General features: G+C 33.3%; 19 protein-coding genes and 1 pseudogene. 18 read left to right on the top strand and 2 right to left on the bottom strand.

Annotation, left to right across the window (positions count from 1 at the left end; all coding sequences use genetic code 11):
- Positions 1-215 precede the first annotated feature (215 nt).
- Both ACFCYN_RS10525 and ACFCYN_RS10520 read left to right on the top strand, forming a co-directional pair.
- Entirely contained in the window at positions 216-1,955 is a 1,740-nt protein-coding gene (locus ACFCYN_RS10525) for an ABC transporter ATP-binding protein (protein WP_375949179.1), read from the top strand.
- Complete coding sequence (locus ACFCYN_RS10520) at positions 1,952-3,724, top strand: ABC transporter ATP-binding protein (protein WP_375949177.1); 1,773 nt, start codon at positions 1,952-1,954, stop codon at positions 3,722-3,724. Before ACFCYN_RS10525 ends, ACFCYN_RS10520 begins: the two co-directional genes overlap by 4 nt.
- 170 nt (positions 3,725-3,894) lie before the next feature.
- Here the strand turns inward: ACFCYN_RS10520 and ACFCYN_RS10515 are convergent, their stop codons facing one another.
- A complete protein-coding gene (locus tag ACFCYN_RS10515) occupies positions 3,895-4,524 on the bottom strand; it encodes an NUDIX hydrolase (RefSeq protein ID WP_172445272.1) in 630 nt (209 codons plus the stop codon).
- Between the two features lie 317 nt (positions 4,525-4,841).
- On the opposite strand from ACFCYN_RS10515, the gene murI reads away from it, so the two are divergent.
- The 3 genes and pseudogenes from murI (at position 4,842) to ACFCYN_RS10500 (ending at position 6,692) form a co-directional block, all read left to right on the top strand.
- On the top strand, positions 4,842-5,615 hold the full coding sequence (gene murI, locus ACFCYN_RS10510; protein ID WP_375949175.1) for a glutamate racemase: 774 nt from the start codon (positions 4,842-4,844) through the stop codon (positions 5,613-5,615).
- Between the two features lie 122 nt (positions 5,616-5,737).
- On the top strand, positions 5,738-5,932 hold the full coding sequence (locus tag ACFCYN_RS10505; protein ID WP_098117554.1) for a hypothetical protein: 195 nt from the start codon (positions 5,738-5,740) through the stop codon (positions 5,930-5,932).
- A gap of 391 nt (positions 5,933-6,323) precedes the next feature.
- Positions 6,324-6,692, top strand: a pseudogene (locus ACFCYN_RS10500) (hypothetical protein).
- 828 nt (positions 6,693-7,520) lie between these two features.
- Here ACFCYN_RS10500 and ACFCYN_RS10495 read toward each other — a convergent pair.
- Positions 7,521-9,221 (bottom strand): Rqc2 family fibronectin-binding protein, encoded by a 1,701-nt coding sequence (locus ACFCYN_RS10495; RefSeq protein ID WP_375949172.1) that lies wholly within the window; start codon positions 9,219-9,221, stop codon positions 7,521-7,523.
- Positions 9,222-9,659: 438 nt separating this feature from the next.
- Here ACFCYN_RS10495 and ACFCYN_RS10490 point away from each other — a divergent pair, with 438 nt between their 5' ends.
- The 13 genes from ACFCYN_RS10490 to rsgA all read left to right on the top strand — a co-directional run bounded on the left by ACFCYN_RS10490 (position 9,660) and on the right by rsgA (position 25,947).
- A complete protein-coding gene (locus tag ACFCYN_RS10490; RefSeq protein WP_172445269.1) occupies positions 9,660-12,329 on the top strand; it encodes a calcium-translocating P-type ATPase, SERCA-type in 2,670 nt (889 codons plus the stop codon).
- Positions 12,330-12,476: 147 nt separating this feature from the next.
- The gene (locus tag ACFCYN_RS10485) at positions 12,477-13,346 is read left to right on the top strand and encodes a YicC/YloC family endoribonuclease (RefSeq protein ID WP_375949171.1); all 870 of its coding nucleotides are present in this window, start codon (positions 12,477-12,479) and stop codon (positions 13,344-13,346) included.
- Between the two features lie 151 nt (positions 13,347-13,497).
- Positions 13,498-14,115 (top strand): guanylate kinase, encoded by a 618-nt coding sequence (gene gmk, locus ACFCYN_RS10480; protein WP_098117545.1) that lies wholly within the window; start codon positions 13,498-13,500, stop codon positions 14,113-14,115.
- A gap of 3 nt (positions 14,116-14,118) precedes the next feature.
- On the top strand, positions 14,119-14,331 hold the full coding sequence (rpoZ, locus tag ACFCYN_RS10475; RefSeq protein ID WP_172445267.1) for a DNA-directed RNA polymerase subunit omega: 213 nt from the start codon (positions 14,119-14,121) through the stop codon (positions 14,329-14,331).
- A gap of 374 nt (positions 14,332-14,705) precedes the next feature.
- Positions 14,706-15,911, top strand: a complete 1,206-nt coding sequence (coaBC, locus tag ACFCYN_RS10470) for a bifunctional phosphopantothenoylcysteine decarboxylase/phosphopantothenate--cysteine ligase CoaBC (protein WP_375949168.1) — start codon at positions 14,706-14,708, stop codon at positions 15,909-15,911.
- Positions 15,908-18,307 carry a primosomal protein N' gene (priA, locus tag ACFCYN_RS10465; protein WP_375949167.1) on the top strand — a complete coding sequence of 800 codons (2,400 nt, stop codon included), beginning with the start codon at positions 15,908-15,910 and terminating at the stop codon, positions 18,305-18,307. Before coaBC ends, priA begins: the two co-directional genes overlap by 4 nt.
- Positions 18,308-18,434: 127 nt before the next feature.
- Positions 18,435-18,908: a peptide deformylase gene (gene def / locus ACFCYN_RS10460; protein WP_098117537.1), complete on the top strand. Its 474-nt coding sequence runs from the start codon at positions 18,435-18,437 to the stop codon at positions 18,906-18,908.
- 8 nt (positions 18,909-18,916) lie between these two features.
- Positions 18,917-19,861 (top strand): methionyl-tRNA formyltransferase, encoded by a 945-nt coding sequence (gene fmt / locus ACFCYN_RS10455; RefSeq protein WP_375949165.1) that lies wholly within the window; start codon positions 18,917-18,919, stop codon positions 19,859-19,861.
- A gap of 1 nt (position 19,862) precedes the next feature.
- Entirely contained in the window at positions 19,863-21,209 is a 1,347-nt protein-coding gene (gene rsmB / locus ACFCYN_RS10450) for a 16S rRNA (cytosine(967)-C(5))-methyltransferase RsmB (protein WP_172445263.1), read from the top strand.
- A gap of 2 nt (positions 21,210-21,211) precedes the next feature.
- Positions 21,212-22,303 (top strand): dual-specificity RNA methyltransferase RlmN, encoded by a 1,092-nt coding sequence (rlmN, locus tag ACFCYN_RS10445; protein ID WP_172445262.1) that lies wholly within the window; start codon positions 21,212-21,214, stop codon positions 22,301-22,303.
- A gap of 4 nt (positions 22,304-22,307) precedes the next feature.
- A complete protein-coding gene (locus ACFCYN_RS10440; RefSeq protein ID WP_172445261.1) occupies positions 22,308-23,060 on the top strand; it encodes a Stp1/IreP family PP2C-type Ser/Thr phosphatase in 753 nt (250 codons plus the stop codon).
- A gap of 8 nt (positions 23,061-23,068) precedes the next feature.
- The gene (gene pknB, locus ACFCYN_RS10435) at positions 23,069-25,045 is read left to right on the top strand and encodes a Stk1 family PASTA domain-containing Ser/Thr kinase (RefSeq protein ID WP_375949232.1); all 1,977 of its coding nucleotides are present in this window, start codon (positions 23,069-23,071) and stop codon (positions 25,043-25,045) included.
- A 20-nt stretch (positions 25,046-25,065) separates the two neighbouring features.
- On the top strand, positions 25,066-25,947 hold the full coding sequence (rsgA, locus tag ACFCYN_RS10430) for a ribosome small subunit-dependent GTPase A (RefSeq protein ID WP_172445260.1): 882 nt from the start codon (positions 25,066-25,068) through the stop codon (positions 25,945-25,947).
- Position 25,948: the final 1 nt, after the last annotated feature.

Below are 25,948 nucleotides of genomic sequence, written 5' to 3'. Positions count from 1 at the left end.
GATGGATTGAAAGATTAGAATGTATGTAGGTTCAGGCAAAAATAAAAGCATTGGGCACTAGGGTAGTAGGAGAATTGTCCTAAAATTTCATAATAATCGATAAAAATCTCATCCTATACTTTTAAAAATAAGTTACCTTAATACTGGTAAAAATTTTAATAGTGAAAATAGTTCGAAAATATTGTAAAATGTTACAGGTTAGGGGGATGCAATAGATGAAGATATTAATCGAAACAGTTAATCATTTTAAACCATATTGGAAAGTTTTATTGGTTGCATTTGTTTGTTCATTAATTGCTGGTGCATTTGCAATTATTCCGCCGATTTTGACTGGTAAAATAGTCGATGAAATTGTAGGCGGTCCGGATTCTAAAGTTATATTTTATTTAATTCTCGGGATCATGCTCTCATTCTTATTTAAAGTTGGGTTTGAATCTTTACAAGAATTCATACAAGTAAAAATTGGTTTAGACGTAATAACAGATATGCAATTACGTGCATTTACGAAGCTTCAAAAAGCTCCGATGGCTTTTTTTTCGACTACACCTCGAGGTGATATGTTATATCGCTTGACGCACGATGTTGAGTCGGTACAAAACTTAAACAATACAGTTATTCCTCGTTTTATACAACAAGTAATTGCGGCGATTGCAGCATTTATAGCAGTATTTCCATTGTATTGGCCAGCTGCTGTTGTCATGTTGATCGTTTTTGCAATTTATTTAGTTCCTTCTTTTATGATTGGTAAAAAGGTTCGAAAAATGGGTGCTATTGCTCGTGATATGAGTGCTGATTTATATAATCATACACAGGAAAGTATTGAATCTGTCCGTCTAGTACGTACATTCCAAACGCAGGATAAAGAAAATAAAAAAATAGAAGATAAGCTGACTGTTTGGAAAAGGTTTGCGATTCGTTTGGCCTTAATAGGGAAAGTAAATTGGCGTTTAGGAAATGTGTTTAATAACGGTGCGCCAGGAGTCATTATGTTAATTGGTGGCTATTCGATCTGGCAGCACGAAATAACAGTTGGTACTTTAATTGCTGTACTAGGATTTATACCAACAATGTTTATGCCAGTTCGCTCATTAGCAGAAAATGCATTAACGATTCAACAAGCTATTCCTGCACTTCAAAGAATTTATGAGTATTTTGATTTACCTGCAGAACAGCCAGACAATTTACCGAAATTTGGTGAGGTAAATGGGGATATTGAAGTGAAAAATGTAAGGTTTACTTATCCTAACTCAACAGATGAAGTATTAAAAGATATTTCTTTCTCGATTAAAGCTGGTCAACATATTGGAATTGTTGGTTCTAGTGGAGGGGGGAAAAGCACTTTAATTCAGTTATTGCTCGGTTTATATCAGCCTTCTTCAGGAACTATTACAGTTGATAATAAAGATTTATCTACTCATGATTATCAATCATTACGCAAAAATATCGGCGTCGTATCACAGGAAACTTTCCTATTAAATAATACTTTAAAACAAAATTTACTATACGCGAAACCTAATGCAACTGATGAAGAACTGAGTTTAGCTGTTGAAGCAGCAGATTTATCTGATTTAGTTGAATCATTTCAGGAGGGTTTTGAAACGATTGTTGGTGAAAGAGGTTTAAAATTATCAGGTGGTCAGAGACAACGCGTTGCACTTGCTAGATCAATTCTTCGTCATCCACCAGTCTTAATTTTCGATGAGGCTACTTCATCATTAGATGGAGAAACGGAAGAGAAGGTTCAATCATCACTTGAAAAATTGATTCCAGGTCGAACAACAATTACAATCGCACACCGACTTGTAACAGTAAAAGAGGCAGATTGTATTTTGTTATTAGACCGAGGTTGTATTGCTGAACAAGGTACTCATGAAGAATTACTATCACTAAAAGGTCAGTACTACCAATTATATATGGCACAATACAGTGAACTAGAAAAGGAGAGTGCCGTATGATGCAAAATAATTCAAAAAAAATAGGCGATGGAAAACGAGTCATTAACTTTTTAAAACCTCATAAAAAATGGGTATTTGCTGATTCGTTTGTCATTGCTTTAAGTCAAATTTGTGCGGCATTAATTCCAACATTAGGAACAGGGTGGTTAATAGATCATATTCTTCCAAATCACGAGAATGCACTGCTATGGGGATTAATGTGGTTACTTGTTATTGCGGCGATACTTGATTTGATTTTAATGGTCATTGACGAGTATTTTTGTCACCATATTGCTAAATCCGTTACGAATTGGCAAAAGTTACGCTTATTTAAACATTTGCAAATATTGCCTTATTCATATTTTCATCAATCAAAATCTGGAGAATTATTAGCTCGAGTTTCAGACGATCCAGATACACTTCACAACTTTTTAGCATGGGAAGGCTCTACTTTTATGGCTTCCGTGCAAGGCGTTTTTATTTATAGTATTGTCTTACTTTGGATTAATCCTAATTTAATGATTACTAGTGTTGTACTAGGTGTGTTATTTTACTGGACTTCAAACAAAGTCGGAGCACGTACTAGAATTGCATCCGCTAAAGCGAGAACAGAGGCTTCACGTTATTTAGAAAGATTACGTGAATCAGTAACAGGTATTCAGCTTTCAAGAATTCTAGGTGCAACAGATTATGAGATTCAAAGTGTGACTGAAATTCGTAAATCCTTTATAAAGGAATCGATAATTGAATTAAAAGCAAGAATGCAATCAATCGTTGTAATTGGTAGTTATAATGGTTTTGCTTTAGCGGCTGTCTATTTCATAAGTGTACTACTTATTTCAAATGATCAAATTACAACTGGTCAAATGTACACTGCGGGAGGACTTGTAACAATTGCAGCTAACGAAATTCAAAGAATGTTAAGAAACTGGTTATCTGTCAGAAGAACCGGGCCAGCATTAGATCGATCTGAAAAATTATTAGCAGAGGCAGTTTCTCAATTTGAAGTACAAGAAGGAGAGTATCTAAATACTGTTAATGGATTAATTGAATTTAAAGATGTAAAGTTTGCTTATCCTACAAAGGAAGAATTTGTGTTAAATGGGTTGTCATTTCATGTAAAACCAAGAGAAGCAGTTGCTGTAGTAGGACCTAGTGGTGCTGGGAAATCAACAATAGTAGACTTGTTATTAGGTTTCTATCCTTTAAATGATGGAACAATCGAAGTAGATGGATTACCGATTGATAAAGCAAATGCTAAGTGGTTACGTGAATCGATCGCATTTGTTTCACAGGATGTACAGCTTCGAAATGGAAGTTTAGCTGATAATATTAGAATAGGAAATGATTTAGTGACAAATGAAGCGATGATTCAGGCTTTAAACGATAGTGGATTATCTGACTATCTTAATTCCTTACCAAATGGTTTAGAATCGTCAATTGGAGAACGTGGTGCACTTTTATCTGGTGGTCAAAAACAAAGATTATCTTTAGCAAGAGCATTAGTTAAAAACTCTCCAATTCTAATTTTAGATGAAGCAAGTTCAGCTTTAGACCCAATCACTGAATTACAAATAAATGAAGCAATTCAAAAGCGAAAATCTAAACAATCTGTAATCGTGATTTCACATCGATTATCTACAGTATTAACAGCCGATCGAATTGTTGTACTAGAGAACGGGAAAGTAGTTGAAGAAGGTACTCATCACTCGTTATTAGAGATTGAAGGTGTGTATTCAAGACTATTTAAAAGAGAAGCTGAAACCGGAGAAAATGTAATAAGTGTGTAAAACTAATGAAAGCAAGCGTCAAGAGGTCACCGAACAAAATAGTAGACTTTATTTCTGTTTTGAAAAAGAAATGGGTGCTCATCGTTTTACGTTTTATAAACATTTAGTAAAAATATGAAAAAAGCAGTCTCTATCGTCTAAATTAGACTTCCTGAGACTGCTTTTTTTACTTAATAACCTTTAAGTTGTTTATTAATTAATTCAACTACATCAATAAGATAATTATTTTCGTGGGAAACAAACTGATTCTTATCGACACTTTTTTGAATCGGAATTTTTTCATCAGCTTCTGTTATTTGAAATCCTTCAACTAGAATTGTATCTCTTAAACCATGAGCGAACTGATAAAAATGATTAAAATCAGCTTTCACGATCCCAGAGACCTCTTCTTTTTGAAGATTGAAATTAGTAAAAGGTTTATCGCTTTTTAGTAAAAATACATGACTTAATTCATGATCAATAATTGTTTCTAAAATGATTGAATTTTTTATAATGCCAAGAGAGATCACATCATCCATTTTTACTTCTATTCCAAGTTCCTCTTTAACTTCTCTTAAACCATCTTCAACAGTTTCAGTAAATAATAAGTGACCAGCTGCCGTAATATCAAATAAGTTCGGATAATCTTTTTTGTGGTGACTACGAATTTGAAAATAGATTGAAGCTTGTTTATTTTCTACACTAAGTAACCAACAATGAAAAGTTTCGTGCCATAATCCCTTTTTATGTACTTCACTTCGAGGTGCTACTCCTATATGTTTACCAGATTCATCAAAAATTTTAAGTAATTCATCTTGCATTTAATTTACCACCTTGTATTTGATCTATGAACCATGTACTTTATTATAAAGATAATTTTAATAGGATTGAAATAGTTTTATTAAAAATAGATTGAAGGGAGAAATTTATTTGCTTACGATTAGAACAGAAAATCAACCAGTACGAATAAACGTGCTATTGAGTCGAGTTAATTATTTTCTGAAAAGTTTACATTCTACCATAATTAGGTTAATTTAGTATTATATATTTGTGAATTTTGTCCTTATAAGGGAATGTTATAATTTGTAGACATATTCACAAAAGACTTCATTAAATTAAAATTATTAGGTGAATTAAAATGAGAATAGCTTTTTTTGACTCAGGAATTGGTGGGTTAACTGTCTTAAATGAGGCATTAAAAAAATTACCAAATGAAGAATTTTTATATTTTGCAGATACGCTTCACGTTCCATATGGGACTAAGTCTAAGGAAGAGGTAAGTGCATTTGTAAAAAAATCAGTTGAAATGATTATTAAAGAAGATGTGAAAGCACTAGTGATTGCTTGTAATACGGCGACAAGTATTGCAGTAAATGAATTAAGAGAATTGTATGACTTTCCAATTATCGGTATGGAGCCGGCTGTAAAACCAGCCGTTGAAATGAACAGAACAACTGGAAAGCGAGTATTAGTTTTTGCTACGCCATTAACGTTAAAGCAAACAAAATATAATGAGCTTATTTCAAGAGTGGACGACCTTAGTATTGTAGACTCACTTCCATTACCAGAGCTTGTTCATTATTGTGAGGAGTTAAACTTTGATGAAGATTTAATGATTGATTATTTTAAAAGTAAACTTTCATTATTTAAGATTGAGCAGTATGGAACAATCGTTCTGGGCTGTACCCATTATCCATTTTATAAAAACATATTAAAAAAGATTTTACCTGAAGATATTCAAATCGTTGATGGAAGTAATGGTACAGTAAAAAGATTAATTCAATTACTTGGTGAGAAAGACCAGTTATCTGAATATGGTCAAAAAAATATAAAATTTATGTGTTCAAACAATGATCAAGACTATATTGAAAAGACGCAAAAGGCGTTAAACTATTTACAAAATGAAAGATAAGCTTTAGTTAGCTTATCTTTTTTTTTGAATGACTATTTTTTAATATAGGACTACTGTTGATACTTAACGAATAATTGTTATTGTCTATCTTTTTACTAATTGGAAAGGAGTGACTGTAAAAAATGGTTAAAGTAAAGGATGTATTAATGTATTTCGGTGTCATTACGATGTTGTTTTTTGCTGTATATTTAATCATTAAATATATAAGAGAAGATGAAATTTTTACAAATTTAATTGTTGGTTTTTGTGTTGGACTTGTCCTATTTTTAGGATCATTACTCTTTAGAAAAAATGATAAAATGCAAATAAATAAGTAAATATTGTTTAAATTTCGTTAGATTATGAAAGCAATATATGAATTAAAAAGAGAAACATAATAAAAATAATATATTTATAAATTGATTGAACAGAATTTTTTTCTATGAAAATTAATGCTACTAATGTATAAATGCAAATCAAAGCGAAGAACATATTTTCCGAGAGTTGCAAGAAATATTGTAAAATCGTGAATCCAATTACTACTATTAAATGGATTTGATCTTTATTATATTTCATAATGTAGACTCCAAAAGTAATTTTATTTTTACTTTATTAAAAGCTTAAAAGAAATATTACAATGTCACTTTGGTTTATTGACTTAATAAACAGTAAAAAGTTGGCTTATAATAGTAAAGGATTCTACTTACTTCATCTTCGGAGGGAAACAATTTGTTAAATAAAGAATTAGTGGTAATTCTAAATAAGATTGAAGAATTGGAAAGTCTAGAAATAGAGTTGAAAGTTGATGACCCTGAAATTGAGTTTATATCGATTCACTTATTTTCAAAAAATGAATTTGAAGAAGGTCAATTAGGATACAGTGTAGACAATCAAGGTAATTCTTTAGTAGGTAACTCTGAAGGAGATTGGAAATAAACTTGGTATGTTATCGGTTATGACGAGGATTTAGGAGATCCAATTTTTGTAGATATAGCAAATAAAAATTACCCAGTAATGACGGCGATGCATGGTGAAGGAGATTGGGACCCTGAAGTAATGTTTTCGTCTTTAAATGAATTCTTAGAACGTATTTCATAAAAAAGGGAGGAATATCCGTCCCTATTTCAAAGTGTTTAAATATAAGGCTCTGTTAAATTGGAGATTTTTGCACTAAAAAATGTTGTCAAATTAAGTCAACGTTTAGGACTCTTATACAACTAAAGCACGGTGTTAGTTAAACAATCACCGTACAGCTAATTGCTTTCTTTGCCCTTATTGTCATATCTAAATTTTATAATATAAAGTATAGAGGCAATCGTTAAAGTTATTATTGATGTAATTGTTTCAATTTTTTTATTGTCTAAAGTTATATAAATTATATTTACAATTATGATCAGTAAAAAGAAAATTGTTCTATACTTTCGAATAATAACTTCCATTAAGACAGCTCCTTTCATCCTTTAAATTAACTCCTATTTATAAATTATATTTACTGTGCAATATTCCTTTCGTTATTTAACTTACATGCTAACTAGTTTAGTAAGAAAATCAACAATCTTCTTTAATAGAGCCAAATATACAATGGTTAAAATTTTACTAAGCGATCTATTTGATGGGAAATTTCTTTGTTTTGATGAGGTTATTTTATTAAAAATAGATAATTTGTTTGTGGAATACCAACTAACTTTATTAATTGCTCTTTTTTAAGTATATAAATTATTGAGATGCTAATTGTTTGAGCACATCTATTGCACGCTTTTTTATTTTGAAGAAGTTGATTGGAGCGGTTAGGCTAAAGACTCCGCAGGCTCAGTTGAGGAAAAATCTTTGATTAATTGACAAGCTTTTTTTCAACAACGTGAAAAAAGGAACGGAATATCCGTCCCTTTTTTGCTATATTTGTTGCTGATATGGTGTTACCATTTTTTATTTCTTCAATTTTAAAACGAGTTCTTCATCAGGTGTTACATACACTGTATTGTTTTGTTCGTATATAACAAAACCTGGTTTTGAGCCACTTGGTTTTTTTACGTGGCGAATTTCAGTGTAGTCAACAGGTACAGAGCTTGATTGGCGAGCTTTGCTAAAATATGCAGCGATAATAGCAGCTTCCTTTATGGCATTTTCACTTGGATCCTTAGCACGAATGACTACATGAGAGCCTGGGATATCTTTCGTGTGAAACCAAAGTTCGTCTCTACTTGCAAGTTTATTCGTTAAATATTCATTTTGTTTATTGTTTTTCCCTACTAATAGTTGTTCACCAGTAGAAGAGATGTATTCATCTAACGTAACTTTCTGTTTATTCGACTTTTGTGCTTTTTTCGATTTTTTCTTTCTTATATAACCTGTCTCCACTAGTTCTTCTCGGATTTCTTCCAAATCACGTGGGGAGGCAGATTCGATTTGTTGAATAACTGTTTCTAAATAGTCATTTTCTTCTGTTGTTAGTTTAATTTGTTCTTCGATATGTGTTACTGAATTTTTAAGCTTAGTGTATTTTGTGAAATAAGCTTGTGCATTTTCAGATGGTGTTTTTAATGGTGATAAAGGTATGACCATTGTGCCACCGTTTTCGTCATAGTAATTAACCACTTCGATTTCTTTCATGCCTTTTTGCATTGCAAACATATTTGCTGTGAGTAATTCGCCTTGTAATTGAATTTTATCTGCTTTATCAGTATCCTCAAGACTATTACGTAGTTTTTTGATTTTTTTCTTGTTTTTTGTTAGTTCATTTTGTAACAATTTTTCTAAATCTCCGCTTTGCTGTTTCACTCGGTCACGTTCAGCCTTACCGAAGTAATAAACATCTAAGAGCTCACTTAAAGATGGGAAAACAGTTTGTTCAGCTTTTAAGTGAGATAAATTTATAAAATAAAAAAGTTCTTTTGATTCTAAGCGGAAAAGTGAAGGCGTAAACTTTTCCAATTGGATTTCATTTATGATTGTTTTAAATGAATCATAGACATTTGTAGATCCTAAAAAGACAATTTCATTTGCAAGTAATGGTGAGATTCCAGAGAAATTTTGTACTATTGCTTGTACGGGTGTCTCATCATTTTGAGTGATTAGTTTATTAAATTCCTCTTCAGATATAACTTGAAATGGATCTAGTTTTTCTTGTTGAGGTGGAGAAACATAAGTTGCTCCTGGTTGTACAATTCGATGACGGTTAACAGCCATCGGTACATGCTTAATACTATCCAAAATCATTTGTCTTTCTTCATCAATTAAAATGATATTACTATGTCTACCCATTAATTCAATGATTAAAGTTCTGTATTGTTCATCACCAATTTCATTTCTACTACGAACTTTTATGTTAACAATTCGCTCGCGCTCTAATTGCGTAATACTTTCAATGAACCCACCATTTAAATGCTTTCTTAAAAGCATTGTAAACATTGATGGTTCTGAAGGTGTATCGTAGTTATGATTTGTAAAATGGAATCTTGCGTAGCTAGGATGAGCACTTAATAATAGTTTGTAATTTGCCCCGTTTGCTCTCACGGTTAGAAGTACTTCATAGTTACTTGGTTGTACTATTTTTGAAATTCTACCAGTTGTTAGTTTAGAAGCTACTTCATTGGTCATAGCTCCTGTAAAAAGTCCGTCAAAAGACATATGTATCACGTCCTACTCTTATAAACACTAATTTTATTTTTATTGATTAAATAATGCGACTAAATATCAATGAAAGAAGAACGTTGATTCCTATTTTTGAAAGTGCATACTACTTAAGATTAGGATATAGCAAGAGACTTATTTCATTTTTCCTATCGTTACCACCCTAAAAGTACTCCTCAGAATATTAGCAACATTCATTTCAGTTCACACTTCGACTTTATTCATTAACAGAGTCATAACCCAAAACTATGTAATCATAAAATTTATCAAGAAATTAATCATACAATATTTTATTTAGTATTGTCACAGTTTTAAAAGGTTAAAAGATAGATTTATTTTCATCATTATATCATTTATTAGGACGAGTCTGAATATGCTTTTATGAGAGGTAAGGGGGACAACTTACCTAATGTTTAATTAGGGGTGAACTATAGTATGAATTTTTATCGGATGAGAGCGGAAGAAGTCGTAGAAGTAACAAATACAAATGTTTCCTCCGGTTTAACTGATGAGGAGGTAAGGCAAAGGCGAGCAACTTTTGGTGCAAATGAATTAAAGGAATCGGAGAAAACTTCCAAACTCGTTTTATTTTTAAATCAGTTTAATGATTTTATGGTATTTGTACTATTAGGCGCAACGATTATATCAATCTTTTTGAAAGAAGTTGTAGATGCAGTCGCAATTTTAGCGATTGTGTTAATTAATGGTATTTTAGGTTATTTTCAGGAAGCTAAAGCAGAGAGATCATTAGAAGCGCTAAAGGAATTGGCTGCTCCACAAGTAAATGTCTTGAGAAATGGGCAATTTGTCAAGCTACCTTCAAGAGATTTAGTTGTAGGGGATATTATTAAGTTTTCAAGTGGCGATCGGATTGGTGCTGATATTCGCATAATCGAAGCATCAAGTTTATACATAGAAGAATCAGCGCTTACAGGAGAGTCGGTTCCAGTTCAGAAAAGATTTGAGTCAATTCAGTTAGATGATATTGGTATTGGTGATCAAGATAATATGGGCTTTATGGGAACGCTTGTTACACGTGGAAATGGTAAAGGTGTTGTTGTTTCAACTGGAATGAAAACAGCAATGGGTCAAATTGCAAATTTACTTCAAAATACAGAAACGATCGTGACACCGTTACAAAGACGACTAGAACAATTAGGGAAAATATTAATTGTACTTGCATTGTTTTTAACAGCTTTAGTCGTATTTATAGGAGTTTATCAAGGTAATGAATTATATCATATGTTTTTAGCTGGTGTGTCTTTAGCGGTTGCTGCAATTCCAGAAGGCTTACCGGCGATTGTAACAGTTGCGTTATCACTCGGTGTGCAACGGATGATTAAAAAGAAAGCGATAGTTCGAAAGCTTCAAGCTGTTGAAACATTAGGTTGTGCTTCTGTCATTTGTTCAGATAAAACGGGGACTATGACAGAAAATAAAATGACTGTTACAAATATTTGGTCGGGTGGATCGAGTTATGAAGTATCTGGAAACGGATATGCAATTAATGGAGAATTTACTAGTAAAGAAAGAACTATCAATCCGACATTAAATAAACAATTATTTCAAACACTTGTATTCGGATCAATTTGTAGTGATGCTGAGTTAATTCAAAAGAAAAAAGAAATCGTATTAGATGGGGACCCAACTGAAGGTGCGCTTGTTGTTGCTGGTTATAAAGCAGGGATCGACCGAGAATATGTAAGCTCGAATTTCACTAGAGTACATGAGGTCCCATTTGATAGTACACGGAAAATGATGACGGTTGTTGTAAAAAATCGTTCAGGTGAACAGTTTGTAATTACGAAGGGTGCTCCTGACGTGTTACTTTCTAAATGTAAGACAATTTTATGGCATGAAAGAGAAGAGCAATTAAATACGTTTAGACAAAACGCTGTTGAAAGTACAATTGAATCCTATGCAAATAATGCTCTCCGTACGATTGCGATTGCTTTTAAACCATTAAAAGCAACGATTATTGATGAAAGGGAGCTTGAAAATAATTTAACTTTTATTGGTTTGCAAGGGATGATTGACCCTCCAAGAGCAGAAGTTGCACAAGCTGTTCAAGAATGTAAAGAAGCAGGGATTAAAACGATTATGATTACTGGTGATCATAAATTAACTGCTTCAAGTATCGCTAGAAAACTAGGGATATTAAGAGATAATGGTAGAGTAGTAGAAGGAAAAGAATTAGATGCACTATCGATCGAGCAAATTCAGGAATTCGTTGAAGATGCTTCAGTGTTTGCCCGAGTTTCTCCTGAGCATAAATTAAAAATTGTTAAAGCGCTTCAAGCAAATGGACATATCGTAGCTATGACTGGTGATGGTGTAAATGATGCACCAGCAATCAAGGCAGCAGATATCGGAATCTCGATGGGGATTACAGGCACAGATGTAGCGAAAGAAGCTTCGTCTTTAGTCTTACTCGATGATAATTTTGCGACAATCAAATCGGCTATTACAGAAGGACGCAATATTTATAGTAATATTCGAAAATTCATACGTTACTTATTAGCTTCGAATGTCGGGGAAATTTTGGTTATGTTGTTTGCGATGTTGTTAGCCTTACCATTACCACTAGTACCAGTACAAATTTTATGGGTAAATTTAGTAACGGATGGCTTACCAGCAATGGCATTAGGTGTAGATTCTGCTGAAGACGATGTGATGAAAAGAAGTCCTCGCTCATTATCAGAAGGGATTTTTGCAAGAGGGTTAGGATGGAAAATCATTTCGAGAGGATTTTTAATTGGATTTGTCACACTATTGGCATTCATAATCTCCTATAATCAGCATCCGAATCAATTAGAATACGCTCAAACAGTAGCATTTTCAACTTTAGTTTTAGCACAATTAATTCATGTATTTGATTGTAGAAGTGAGCGTTCCATTTTCCATCGAAACGTATTTGGAAATTTATATTTAATTGGTGCTGTTATTATTTCAATGTTATTAATGTTAGTCGTAATCTATTATCCACCATTACAACCTATTTTCAAAACGATTCCAATTGTGGGTAGAGATTGGTTCCTAATAGGCGGACTTTCGTCGATCCCAACTTTTATGCTTGCTGGAGCTTTATTTACAAAGAAAAAATAATTTACGAACAAAATGGATAACCAATTTAAAATATGTTATAATTCCTAAAGGTAGTAGAGGTACGCTCTATTACCTTTTCTCTTTTACATATTGAATAAAAATTGGTAATTAAATTAGAGAGAAAATTAGTGTATTGGAAGTGGAACAATGGTTGTAAGTATGACAGGGTATGGTAAAGCCATTTTGTCAAATGAACAGTACAAAATACATATTGAAATGAAGGCAGTAAATCATCGATATTTAGAGACAATCGTTCGAATGCCTAGACAATTATTAGCATATGAAGATGCAATTAAGAAAATTGTAGCCGAATATACTAGTCGAGGTCGAGTAGAAGTTTTTGTTACAATTGAAGGTTTGTTACAACGTACATTACAAATAGATGAAGGCTTAATTCAACAATATAAAAAAGCGATTGAAAATCTTTCAGGTGAAAAACAAAATGAATCTACTTATAATCCAATTGATTTATTAAAGTTACCTGAAGTAACTACAGTTAGTGAAGTAGAACAAATTAATGATAATTTTGAAGAATTATTATTTACGACTACCGAAAACGCATGTAAACAATTTTTTGATGTTAAGTGTAAAGAAGGTAGGCAACTAGAAAAAGATTTGATAGAAAGATTATCAGCGATTGAAGAATGTAAAAAACAGATTGCTGAGTATGCTCCTCAAGTAGTGAAATCATATCGAGAAAAACTTCAATCTAAATTGGCAGAAGTTGAATTAACTACTGTAGATGAGCAAAGATTATTAACAGAAATCATGCTATTTGCAGATCGCTGCGATATTTCTGAAGAATTAGTTCGACTAACTAGTCATTTAGACTTATTTAAAGAAACGTTGCAATTAAATGAATCAATTGGACGTAAACTAGATTTCATCGTACAAGAAATGAATCGCGAAGTTAATACGATTGGTTCAAAAGCAAATTCATTGGATATTTCAAAACAAGTAGTTGAAATTAAAAATAATCTTGAAAAAATTAGAGAGCAAGTTCAAAATATTGAATAATGTAAAAGATTTGTTTATAGTTGCAAAGGTCCGGTAACAATGTGAATTAGAAGACTAATTAATTTTATTAATTGACTCTAACACAAGATAAAGAAATAGATTGACCTTTAATTATTTAAACTGTTTAAGAATTAGAAGGGTAGGGTCATAAATGAGGCATGAAAGAGGTTTATTAATCGTACTTTCTGGTCCGTCTGGAGTAGGTAAAGGTACGGTGCGTAAAGCTATTTTTGAAAATAAGGATTTAGATCTACAATATAGTATTTCAATGACAACGAGAAATCCTCGTGAAGGCGAAGTAAATGGAGTAGATTATTTCTTTACAACAAAAGAAGATTTTAAACAAAAAATTAATGATAATAAATTCCTTGAGTGGGCAGAATTTGTAGGGAATTATTACGGAACTCCAATCGATTATGTTGAAAAAACATTAACTGAAGGAAAAGACATTTTCCTAGAAATTGAAGTTCAAGGTGCACTGCAAGTTAAAAAAGCTTTTCCAGAAGGAATCTTTATTTTCTTAGCCCCTCCAAGTATGAGCGAATTACAAAATAGAATTGTAACAAGAGGTACTGAAACTGAAGAAATCATCATGAATCGTATGAATGCAGCAAAAGAAGAAATTGAAATGATGGATGCATACGATTATGTAGTTGAAAATGACCAAGTTGAATTAGCTTGTGAGCGTATTAAAGCAATTATTTTAAGTGAACATTTAAAACGTGAACGAGTTGCAAATTATTATAAAAGAATGATGGAGGCCGAATAAACTATGTTATATCCTTCGATTGACCGTTTATTAACAAAATTAGACTCAAAATACACACTAGTAACAGTTGCATCAAAGCGTGCTCGTGAAATGCAAGTAACTAAAGATACTCGTGTTGAAAAACCTGTATCTGACAAATTTGTAGGAAAAGCATTAGAAGAAATTAATGCTGGACTATTATCTTATAGAAAACTTGAAGAAGTTAAAGAAGACTAATATTTAACGTGTGATGAGGCTGTCCCAAAACATTTGCTAATATCCATATGACTAAAAAGGACAACGTGGTGTTTTAACACTTCCTGAAAAAGTTTCGTGGTGACTAGTCAGATGGGGACAGTCTTATTTTTACGTTTTAAAGTATAAAGTGGCAGCAAGGATCATACTCGACGAAGGTTCCTGTTTCTAGAAATTAAGATAAAGGCAAATTGCCTTTGATTTCGACGATAAGGCTCGCCAGTTGGCGGGTTTTCTTTATATAAGTCTTTAATATTTATTTAAAACATATTTGTGGTATCTTAGACATAGAACATCAAAAAGAACTATTTTTTGACATTACATAGAAAGTATAAGATTTGAAAGGGTGAAGGTGAGTGGTACAGAAAAAGATTCTCCTATGTGTTACAGGTGGGATTGCAGTCTATAAGGCAGCGGCACTTACAAGTAAACTAGTACAAGCAGGATATGACGTTAAAGTAATGATGAGCCCTTCTGCAACTAAATTTGTTACACCTTTAACGTTTCAAGCTTTATCAAGAAATGATGTATATATAGATACGTTTGATGAACTGGATAGTTCTAAAATTGCGCATATCGATTTAGGGGATTGGCCTGATTTAATTATTGTTGCACCAGCAACTGCTAATACAATTGGAAAGCTTGCAAACGGTCTTGGTGATGAAATGATTCAAGCAACTTTACTTGCTGCAACAAAGCCAGTTTGGGTCGCGCCAGCTATGAATGTTAATATGTATAATCATCCAATTGTTCAAAAAAATATGAGTACTTTGAAAGAAATCGGACATCGATTTATCGAACCTAATGAAGGATATTTAGCATGTGGTTATGTGGGGAAAGGTAGATTAGCTGAGCCTGAGGAAATTGTTCAATTTGTAAATGAATATTTCCAAAGAGAAGTTGGCCTATTAAAAGGAAAAAAAATAATTATCTCCGCAGGACCGACAGTAGAAAAAATTGACCCAGTTCGATTTGTTTCAAATCACTCAACAGGCAAAATGGGTTATAGTATTGCAGAAGTTGCAGTCTCATTAGGTGCAGAAGTAACTTTAGTATCAGGTCCATCTAATTTAACTCCACCTGATGGTTGTACATTTATCCAAATTGAGTCTGCTGAACAGATGTTTGAAGCAATCTGGTCACAGTATGATGAGGCTGATGTTGTTATAAAAACTGCAGCAGTAGCTGATTACACCCCTTCAATTTCGTATGACCAAAAAGTAAAAAAGGTTGAAGGTGATCTTTCAATTTCGTTTAAACGTACAAAAGATATACTTTTAACTTTAGGTCAAAATAAAACACATCAAATTTTAGTTGGTTTTGCTGCAGAAACAAGCCAAATAGATGAGTATGCAAAAAGTAAACTGATAAAGAAAAATGCTGATATGATTGTTGCAAATGATGTAACAAAAGCTGGGGCGGGTTTTGGGTCTGATACGAATATTGTAACGATTTTTAAGCGGAATGGTGAAAGTAAACCGTTACCTAAAATGAGTAAAAAAGAAGTAGCTAAAGAAATATTACTTGAAGTGCATCACTTACTAAATGAGGTAGAGAGATGACATACGCATCAGTTTTAGTTGATGTCTCAGTCAGACAAACTGACCGTCCTTTTGATTATAAAGTTCCAACTAGTTGGGCGGATGCAATTCAGCCGGGAATGAGAGTAATTGTTCCATTTGGTCCAAGAAAGGTTCAAGGCTTTGTTTTGTCCATAAAGGAAACAACTAGTTTAGACAAGGTGAAAGAAATTGAAGAAGTTCTTGATGTAGTGCCAGTTTTAACTGAAGAGCTTCTTCTTTTAGGTTCGTATATTTCTGAAAAAACACTTTGCTTTTTAATTTCTGCCTATCAAGCAATGCTACCTACAGCAATAAAAGCTGTATATAAAAAACATGTTCAAGTAAGTACAGAACAAGCTTATGAACAGCTAGTTCCTGAATTAGCAAATCTATTCTCTGTAGTTAAAAGAAGAGAATGGTCTGAAGTAGAAAGTCTTGTAAGTAAAATTTCTTTAGTTCAACGTGCTGTTAAAGATGGTTTGCTTGAAATTGAATATGAGGTAAAAAATAAAGCAAATAAAAAAACCGAACGAGTTGCTTCACTTTTAAAAGTGTTAGATGAGGAACTTCCAAACAAAATTTCTCCGCAGCAAATGGACATTATTGAATATTTACGTATGAATGGCGAAATAAGTGTGAAAGAGTTAAAAGAATGTCTTGGCATCACTGACTCTCCGATTAAAACTTTGGAGAAAAACAAGGTTATTTCAATTAAAACGGTTGAAGTTTATCGAGATCCTTATGTAGGAAGAGAAATTGTGAAGTCTCAGCCGTTACCACTGCTGGCAGAACAACAAGTGGCATTTGAGCAAATTGTTTCTTCCTTTAATAATAAAGAAAATAAGATCCATCTGTTAAATGGTGTAACCGGTAGTGGAAAAACAGAAGTTTATTTGCAATCGATCCAGGAAGTACTATTGCAGGGGAAGGAAGCAATTGTATTAGTACCAGAAATTTCACTTACCCCACAAATTGTAGGTCGCTTTAAAAGCAGATTTGGTAATGATGTGGCAGTATTACACAGTGGACTATCAATTGGTGAGAAATATGATGAATGGAGAAAAATTCAGAGAAAAGAAGTGAAAGTAGTAGTTGGTGCGCGTTCAGCTATTTTTGCCCCATTCGAAAATATTGGAATAATCATTATTGATGAAGAACATGAAACAACGTATAAACAGGACGAACATCCAAGATATCACGCTAGAGATATTGCTATTTGGAGAGGTGAATATCACCATTGTCCTGTAGTTTTAGGAAGTGCAACTCCTACACTTGAATCATTTGCTAGAGCAAGCAAAGGAGTTTACGAACTAAATATTATGTCAAAAAGGGTCAATCAAGGTCCTTTACCTGAAGTTGAAATCGTCGATATGAGAGAACAACTAAGAATTGGTAATCGTACGATGTTTTCTACCGCTTTACATGAAAAAATAATTGATCGATTAGAAAAAAAGGAACAAATCATCTTATTTTTAAACCGTCGAGGCTATTCTTCATTTGTAATGTGTAGAGATTGTGGTTACACAATTCAATGCCCCCATTGCGAGGTTTCCTTAACTTATCATAAACATAATCATCATTTGAAATGTCATTATTGCGGATATGAAACTTATATGCCAAAGCAATGCCCTTCTTGCCAAAGTGAGCATATACGTTTTTTTGGAACTGGAACGCAAAAAGTAGAAGAAGCCATTACAAAAGCTTATCCAGAAGCAAGAGTTATCAGGATGGATAATGATACAACTAGCCGTAAAGGTGCACACGAAAAAATGCTTAAGCAATTCGGAAATGGTGAGGCAGACATATTATTAGGAACCCAAATGATTGCTAAAGGACTTGATTTTCCAAATGTTACATTGGTGGGTGTTTTAGCAGCAGATAGTTCACTTCATTTACCAGATTTCAGAGCAAGCGAACGTACTTTTAGCTTATTAACACAAGTAAGTGGAAGAGCTGGTCGACATGAAAAACCAGGTGAAGTAGTCATACAAACATATTCTCCAGAGCATTATAGTATTGAATTAGCGCAAACTCAAAACTATGTTGAGTTTTATGAAGAAGAAATGAAAATTAGACGCTCGTTTAGATATCCACCGTTTTATTATTTAGTTTTAATCTCAATAGCACATAATGATTTAATAAAAACAGTAAAAGTAAGTGAACAAATCGCAAGCTATTTAAGAGAACATTTATCGGAAAGTTCTATTATACTTGGACCAGTCGCATCGCCAATCGCAAAAATAAAAGACCATTTTCGTTATCAATGTATGATAAAATACAAATCTGAGCCTGCACTATACGACGTACTAAACCGAATCCAACAATATTACCAAGATGAAACAGACAAAGCAAAACTACAACTGACAATCGACTTTCAACCTACTATGTTTATGTAACGAAAAGTGGAGCAAGTTTGCCCAGCTCTATAGGGAAAATCTTTAGTCAGTTATTCAAATAATAAAGATGAAAATAAGAAATTAAACATACACAAATTTACAAACAATCATGATAGGAGTTGCGAAATTGGCTTTATTAACAATTATTGAACACCCAAATGAAGTGCTTGAAACACCTTGTGAAAAAGTGACGACATTTGATAAAAATTTAGTAAAACTTTTAAATAATATGTATGAGACGATGCTTGCAGCTGATGGTGTTGGATTAGCAGCACCACAAGTTGGAATTCTGCAACAAGTAGCTGTAGTAGACGTTGAAGATGAGAATGGAAGAATTGATTTAATTAATCCAATCGTCATGGAAACAAAGGGTGAGCAAACCGATGTAGAAGGTTGTTTAAGTTTTCCAAACCTTTATGGGGATGTTACAAGACCTAGCTATGCAAAAATAAAAGCGCAAAATAAACGTGGGAAATATTTTATTATTGAGGCTCGTGGGTTTTTAGCTCGTGCACTTTTACATGAAATTGATCATTTAAATGGAGTTTTATTCACTTCTAAAGTATCAAAATACTATGAGGAAAGTGAATTAGAAGGGTAGGCAAAAGAATGACAAAAATCGTTTTTATGGGAACACCTGATTTTTCAGTTCCCGTTTTAAGAAGATTAATTGAAGATGGATATGATGTTGTAGGGGTAGTGACACAGCCGGATCGTCCTGTTGGTCGAAAAAGAGTATTAACGCCACCTCCTGTTAAAGTTGAGGCTCTAAAGCATAATATTCCAGTATTACAACCTGAAAAAATACGTCTACCAGAAGAAACAGAAAAAGTATTGGCATTAAATCCAGATTTAATCGTAACAGCAGCTTTTGGGCAAATTCTCCCAAATGATATTTTAGAGGCACCTCAATTTGGTTGTATAAATGTACATGCTTCTTTACTTCCAGAGCTAAGAGGTGGTGCACCAATTCACTATTCAATCATTCAAGGTAAAAGTGAAACTGGTGTAACAATCATGTATATGGTAGAAAAATTAGATGCTGGTGATATGTTATCTAGAATCGTTGTTCCTATTGAAGAAAGTGATCATGTTGGGACGTTACACGAAAAATTAAGTATTGCAGGTGCTAACTTGCTTTCTGAGACTATTCCGCCTTTATTAAAAGGTGAAATTACTGCTAAAAAACAAGATGAGAGTAATGTGAGCTTCGCAAGAAATATTAAGCGTGAAGAAGAGCTAATTAATTGGTCGAAAACTGGCGAGGAGATTTATAATCATATAAGAGGTTTACACCCTTGGCCAGTAGCTTATACTACATTAAACGGAGAAGTTTTAAAAGTTTGGTGGGGAGAGAAATCTACTACGAATAAAACTGTTACTCCAGGTGAAATAATTGAAGTTCTAAATGATGGCATTTTAGTATCAACTGGAAATACTACTGCCATAAAGATTACGGATTTACAGCCTGCTGGTAAAAAGCGAATGGAAGCAAAACAATATATTAACGGTGCAGGTTCTTTTATTGAACGTGGAATGAAGTTAGGAGAATAACATGAGTAAAAATGTACGAGAGATTGCCTTAGAGGCACTCCTTTCAGTTTATAAAAATCAATCGTATAGTAATTTGTTAGTAAATAACTATATTCAAAAGAATGAGTTATCTTCTGCTGATTCGGGACTATTAACAGAAATTATCTATGGAACAATCCAAAGAGATAAATTATTAGATTTTTATTTAGAACCGTTTATAAAAAATCAGAAGAAATTAGAAGAATGGGTTTATTTATTAATCAAGCTTTCTTTATATCAAATGCATTTTTTAGATCGAATACCTCCTCATGCAGTATTAAATGAAGCGGTTGAAATTGCTAAAAAACGTGGCCATAAAGGAATCGCTTCTTTAGTTAATGGCGTTTTAAGAAATATTCAAAGAAATGGCTTGAAATCTATAGATGAAATAAAGGATCCAATCGAAAAGCTTTCAATTGAAACGAATCACCCGGAGTGGTTAATTGAACAGTGGGCAGATGAATTCGGTCTAGAAGAAACTAGAAAAATATGTGAAGAGAATATACTACCACCATTTCAAACTGCAAGAGTTAATACAATGAAGGCGTCAAGAGAAGAAGTCCTTAAAATGTTAGAAGATGAGGGAGTACAGGCCAATATAGGGAAACTGTCTCCATTTGCAATTGAAATACAAAAAGGCAATGTTGCTTATACGGATGCATTTAAAGAAGGCTATTTATCAATTCAAGATGAGAGTTCGATGTTAGTCGCCCAAGCACTAGGTGTAACAAAAGGTGACGATGTATTAGATACTTGTGCAGCACCTGGAGGTAAGTCGACTCATATTGCTGAGCTGTTAGGCGGTTCTGGATCTGTGACCTCATTAGATTTACACAAGCATAAAGTGAAGCTTATTAAAGAACAAGCGAATCGTTTAGGCTTAAATAATATCGAAACAAAAGCTCTTGATGCTAGAAATGCGCCGCTTGAGTTTGAAGGAAGATTATTCGACAAAGTATTAGTTGATGCTCCTTGTTCAGGTTTAGGGGTTATTCGTCGTAAACCAGATATTTTATTGAAAAAGAATGCCACAGATGTGACAAATTTACAAAAAGTTCAAAAGTCTATTTTAGATGAAGCTTCAAAACTAGTTAAACCTGGTGGATCATTAGTATATAGTACTTGTACAGTGGGTCATGAAGAAAATATGGATGTAATCGAAGCTTTTTTAGATAATCATCAAGAATATGAGTTAGATCATTCATTGGTCGATCATCTACCAGAGAAATTAAATGAAAACAATTCGGTTCAAAATGGGTATGTACAACTTTTACCACATTATTTTGGAACGGATGGATTTTTTATTGCAAGATTAAGAAAGAAGGTGTAACGTTGAATTTAGAAAATACTACAAATTCAGTCAAAATAAAAAAGGAACATAAACCCTCAATTTACTCGTTAAAGGTGAGTGATTTAGAGGATTGGATAAAGGCTCAAAAGCAGCAGGTTTTCCGCGCGAAACAAATTTATAATTGGCTATATGTGCAACGAGTTGAAAGCTTTGAAGAAATGCAAAATATTCCAAAAGAATTACGTGTTTTACTTGAAGAGAATTTTACGATTACTACATTAAAAACGTTAGTAAAACAAACCTCTTCAGACGGTACAATGAAATTTTTATTTGAATTACATGATGGATATTCGATTGAAACTGTTTTAATGAGACATAATTATGGCAATTCTGTATGTGTAACGACACAAGTAGGTTGTCGAATTGGATGTACATTTTGTGCATCAACTCTTGGCGGTTTAAAACGAAATCTAGAAGCTGGCGAAATTGTTGCACAAGTTTTAGAAGTACAACGTGCAATCGATGAAGTCGAAGAAAGAGTAAGCTCAATTGTTGTTATGGGTATAGGCGAACCGTTTGATAACTACGATGGTTTAATGGATTTCTTAAGAATCGTAAATAGTGAAAAAGGTCTAAACATTGGTGCAAGACATATCACTGTTTCAACAAGTGGAATCATCCCAAAAATCTATAACTTTGCTGATGAAGGACTTCAAATTAATTTTGCAATCTCATTACACGCTCCTAATAGTGAGTTACGTTCTAAATTAATGCCAATTAATAGAGCATATAAATTACCGGATTTAATGGACGCTGTTCGTTACTATGTTGAAAAGACTGGTAGACGTGTTACGTTCGAATATGGTCTGTTCGGTGGAGAGAATGATCAAGTTGAGCATGCAGAAGAACTTTCAAAACTACTTAAAGGAGTTAAATGTCATGTGAATTTAATTCCAGTAAACTATGTACCAGAAAGAAATTATGTAAGAACACCTAAGGAACAAATCTTTGCATTCGAAAAAGTACTAAAAAATAATAATATCAATGTTACAATTCGTCGTGAACAAGGTCATGATATAGATGCAGCTTGTGGACAGTTGCGTGCAAAGGAGCGTAAAGAGGAGACGAGGTGAAACAATGCAAACTTTTTTTCAAACTGATACGGGGAAAGTTCGTGGGCATAATGAAGATAGCGTAGGCATATTTTCGAACGATGCAGGAATCGTATTAGCTGTAGTTGCTGATGGAATGGGTGGTCATTTAGCAGGCGAAGTTGCCAGTATGATGGCGATCAATTTCCTCGAAGCAGAATGGAAAAATACTAGTAAATTTGATACACCAATCGAAGCCGAAGCATGGCTAAAAAACATTGTAGGACAATTGAATACAAACTTATTAGTTCATTCAGAACAAAATGAAGAGTGCAATGGGATGGGTACAACTCTTGAGGCAATCATTTGTACTCCTCTGTTTTTCACGCTAGCACATGTAGGGGATAGTAGAAGTTATTTATTGAACGACGAAGGTTTTAAACAAATAACAGAAGATCATACATTTGTTGCCGAACTCGTCAAATTTGGACAAATTTCTAGAGAGGATGCAGAAATACATCCTCGTAAAAATGTAATTACACGAGCACTTGGTACAGAGGAAACAGTTGATGTTGATATTAAAACTTTAACTTGGGAAGAAGATGATTTAATCCTTTTATGTTCAGATGGTTTATCTAATAAAATTTCTAATGAACAATTAAATGAAAAATTAAATGAAAATCTTCCAATTGAAATGATCGGAAACCAGTTGATTTCACAAGCAAATGATCTCGGTGGAGAAGATAACATCACACTTGCCATTATTAAGTACGAGTCTAGAAATAATGAGAAGGGGTGATGATGAACGTGATGATTGGTAGACGCCTAAACGACCGATATAAAATTTTAAAATTAATTGGTACTGGCGGTATGGCAAACGTTTATTTAGCCCGTGATATGATACTAGATCGCGATGTAGCAGTTAAAATGCTTAAAGCTGATTTTTCAAGCGATCCTGAATTCTTAAGAAGATTTCAACGTGAAGCATATTCTGTAACATCACTTTCTCATCCTAATATCGTAAGCTCGTATGACGTTGGGGAAGAAGATGGTTTACAATATATCGTCATGGAATATGTCGAAGGTGAGACTTTAAAGGAGTATATTCAGCACCATACTCCTATTAGACCAAAAGAAGTGTTACGAATTATGGAGCAATTAGCTTCAGCGTTAGCACACGCTCATCATTTTCAAATTGTTCATAGAGATGTAAAACCGCAAAACATTTTAATAAATAAAGATGGTAACGTAAAAGTCACTGATTTTGGAATTGCAACAGCTTCGACAGCTGCTACAATTACTCAAACAAATTCAGTTCTTGGGTCTGTTCACTATCTTTCACCTGAACAAGCAAGAGGTGGAGTAGCTAATAAAAAGTCAGACATTTATTCTTTAGGTATTGTAATGTTTGAACTGTTAACTGGAAAACTACCATTTTCGGGTGAAAGTGCTGTTGCGGTTGCATTAAAACATTTACAAAGTGAAGTTCCACCACCGACAAAATATAATCCAGAAATACCGCAAAGTGTTGAAAATATAGTTTTAAAAGCAACTGCGAAAGATATTTTCTATCGATATGATTCAGCGGATGAAATGAAGCTCGATTTACAAACGGCTTTAGATACCGATCGATTGAATGAAAAACCTTTTGTTATCCCTACAAATGATGACGAAACGAAGATTATTCCAATCCTTAAAGATATTCCTGGATCGATAAATGATGATACTGTAGTAGTACCAATAAAGAACAAATCAAATCAATCAAATCAACCGAAAGACAATGTAAAAAAAGCTCCAGATAAAAATTTAAAACGAAAGAAGAAAAATTCCTTCGCAAAATTTATTATTGGGACTTTCATAGCACTTTTAATTAGTGGTTTATTAGCTATTACGTTAATACCTGCTTTGTTCTTACCAGAAGATGTAGAAATTCCCGATGTAAAGAATATGACATATGAAAGTGCTGTTACTTTGCTTGCCTCAAAAGGATTGAAAATAAGCGATCCGAAAGAAATTTATGATAATGAAATTGATGAAGGAAAAGTAGTACAAACATCACCTAATATTGGGGAAACTGTTAAAGAAAATTCATCAGTTACAATTTATAAATCTAAGGGAAAAAAAAGTAGTGAGATGGAAGATCTAAAAGGTTTTCAATACAGCACAATAAAGTCTCGATTACAAGATGATTATCGTTCGGTTACGACACATTTTATCGAAAGTGATGAAACTGAAGGTGAAGTAATTGATCAATCTCCAAATATGGGAGCAGAAGTTGTCCCTTCAGAAACAGATTTAAACGTATGGATTAGTAAAGGTACAGCTACAGTAATCATTCGTGACCTTACTGGATGGTCTAGAAATGATGTTGAAGACTATGCAGGTGACAATAACTTAGTTCTTAGTGTTACGAAAGCAGAATCAGAAACAATTGCTGAAGATCATGTTATTTCCCAAAGCCCAGCTGCTACAGCTGCTTTAAAGGAAGGTGGAAAACTTAGAGTCGTTATTTCTTCTGGGAAGCCTAAAGAAAAGACGAAAAAAGTAACAATTAATGTACAAGTACCATATACACCGACTAATCCTAGTACCCCTCAGTTAATTGAGGTATTTATTACAGATAAAAATAATAATGGTGATAAACCTGCAATATCAAAATCGATCACAGAAACAACTACAATTCCTGTAGAAGTGACAATTGATCCTGGACAAAAAGCTTCCTATAAAATTGTTAAAGATGGTCAAGTTATTGCAGAAAGAGATGTATCTTATCCATCGAATTAAATAGCTGTAGGAGTGAGTATATGCCAGAAGGCAAAATTGTAAAAGCATTGAGTGGGTTCTATTATGTCGAAACAAATGATACTATCATTCAATGTCGTGGTAGAGGTAATTTTCGCAATAAGAAAATCACACCATTAGTTGGAGATGAAGTAGAATACCATTTAGAAAAGAGTGGAGAAGGCTATCTATTAGAAATAAAAGAGAGAAAAAATGAACTTGTTCGACCTCCGATTGCAAATGTTGATCAAGCCATTTTAGTCTTTTCAGCGGTAGAGCCCGATTTTTCTCCAATATTATTAGATCGATTTCTCGTTTTAATTGAATTTAATGAAATCAAACCGTTAATTGTTATAACGAAAATCGATTTATGTTCAGAAACACAATTAAAATTAGTCTATGAATATGTTTCTTATTATCGCCAAATTGGTTATGAAGTATGTTTAACTTCTTCAAAAACTGAGGAAGGTTTAGAAAAAGTACTACCTCATATGTCAAATAAAATTTCGGTCTTTGCAGGTCAATCAGGCGTTGGTAAGTCGACTTTACTAAATGCGATTAATCCAGAATTAGATCTAAAAACAGGCATAATCTCGACGCATTTAGGACGTGGTAAACATACTACTAGACATGTTGAATTAATTAAAATCGGTGAAGGATTAGTTGCCGATACACCTGGTTTTAGTTCATTAGATTTTCTGGGAATTGAAGCTGAAGATTTATCTTATTGCTTTGTTGAAATGCGAGAAAAAAGTCAAGAATGTAAATTTAGAGGTTGTACCCACTTAAAAGAACCTAAATGTGCTGTAAAAGCTGCAGTTGAAAGTGGGGAAATTTCTTCTAAGAGATATGACCATTACGTGTCGTTCATGGAAGAAATAAGAGACAGAAAGCCGAGGTATTAGT

The sequence above is a fragment of the Gottfriedia sp. NPDC056225 genome, assembly GCF_042267765.1.
GTDB lineage: Bacteria > Bacillota > Bacilli > Bacillales > Bacillaceae_G > Gottfriedia.
This window is presented reverse-complemented; position numbering and strand designations above follow the sequence as displayed.

Excerpts from the sequence above, each read along its gene's own strand:
- priA (WP_375949167.1), top strand. The coding sequence starts at position 15,908 with ATGACATACGCATCAGTTTTAGTTGATGTCTCAGTCAGACAAACTGAC.
- ACFCYN_RS10490 (WP_172445269.1), top strand. The coding sequence starts at position 9,660 with ATGAATTTTTATCGGATGAGAGCGGAAGAAGTCGTAGAAGTAACAAAT.
- ACFCYN_RS10495 (WP_375949172.1), bottom strand. The coding sequence starts at position 9,221 with ATGTCTTTTGACGGACTTTTTACAGGAGCTATGACCAATGAAGTAGCT.
- ACFCYN_RS10515 (WP_172445272.1), bottom strand. The coding sequence starts at position 4,524 with ATGCAAGATGAATTACTTAAAATTTTTGATGAATCTGGTAAACATATA.
- rpoZ (WP_172445267.1), top strand. The coding sequence starts at position 14,119 with ATGTTATATCCTTCGATTGACCGTTTATTAACAAAATTAGACTCAAAA.
- ACFCYN_RS10520 (WP_375949177.1), top strand. The coding sequence starts at position 1,952 with ATGATGCAAAATAATTCAAAAAAAATAGGCGATGGAAAACGAGTCATT.
- gmk (WP_098117545.1), top strand. The coding sequence starts at position 13,498 with ATGAGGCATGAAAGAGGTTTATTAATCGTACTTTCTGGTCCGTCTGGA.
- ACFCYN_RS10485 (WP_375949171.1), top strand. The coding sequence starts at position 12,477 with ATGGTTGTAAGTATGACAGGGTATGGTAAAGCCATTTTGTCAAATGAA.
- murI (WP_375949175.1), top strand. The coding sequence starts at position 4,842 with ATGAGAATAGCTTTTTTTGACTCAGGAATTGGTGGGTTAACTGTCTTA.
- rsmB (WP_172445263.1), top strand. The coding sequence starts at position 19,863 with ATGAGTAAAAATGTACGAGAGATTGCCTTAGAGGCACTCCTTTCAGTT.
- ACFCYN_RS10525 (WP_375949179.1), top strand. The coding sequence starts at position 216 with ATGAAGATATTAATCGAAACAGTTAATCATTTTAAACCATATTGGAAA.
- rsgA (WP_172445260.1), top strand. The coding sequence starts at position 25,066 with ATGCCAGAAGGCAAAATTGTAAAAGCATTGAGTGGGTTCTATTATGTC.
- fmt (WP_375949165.1), top strand. The coding sequence starts at position 18,917 with ATGACAAAAATCGTTTTTATGGGAACACCTGATTTTTCAGTTCCCGTT.
- ACFCYN_RS10440 (WP_172445261.1), top strand. The coding sequence starts at position 22,308 with ATGCAAACTTTTTTTCAAACTGATACGGGGAAAGTTCGTGGGCATAAT.
- ACFCYN_RS10505 (WP_098117554.1), top strand. The coding sequence starts at position 5,738 with ATGGTTAAAGTAAAGGATGTATTAATGTATTTCGGTGTCATTACGATG.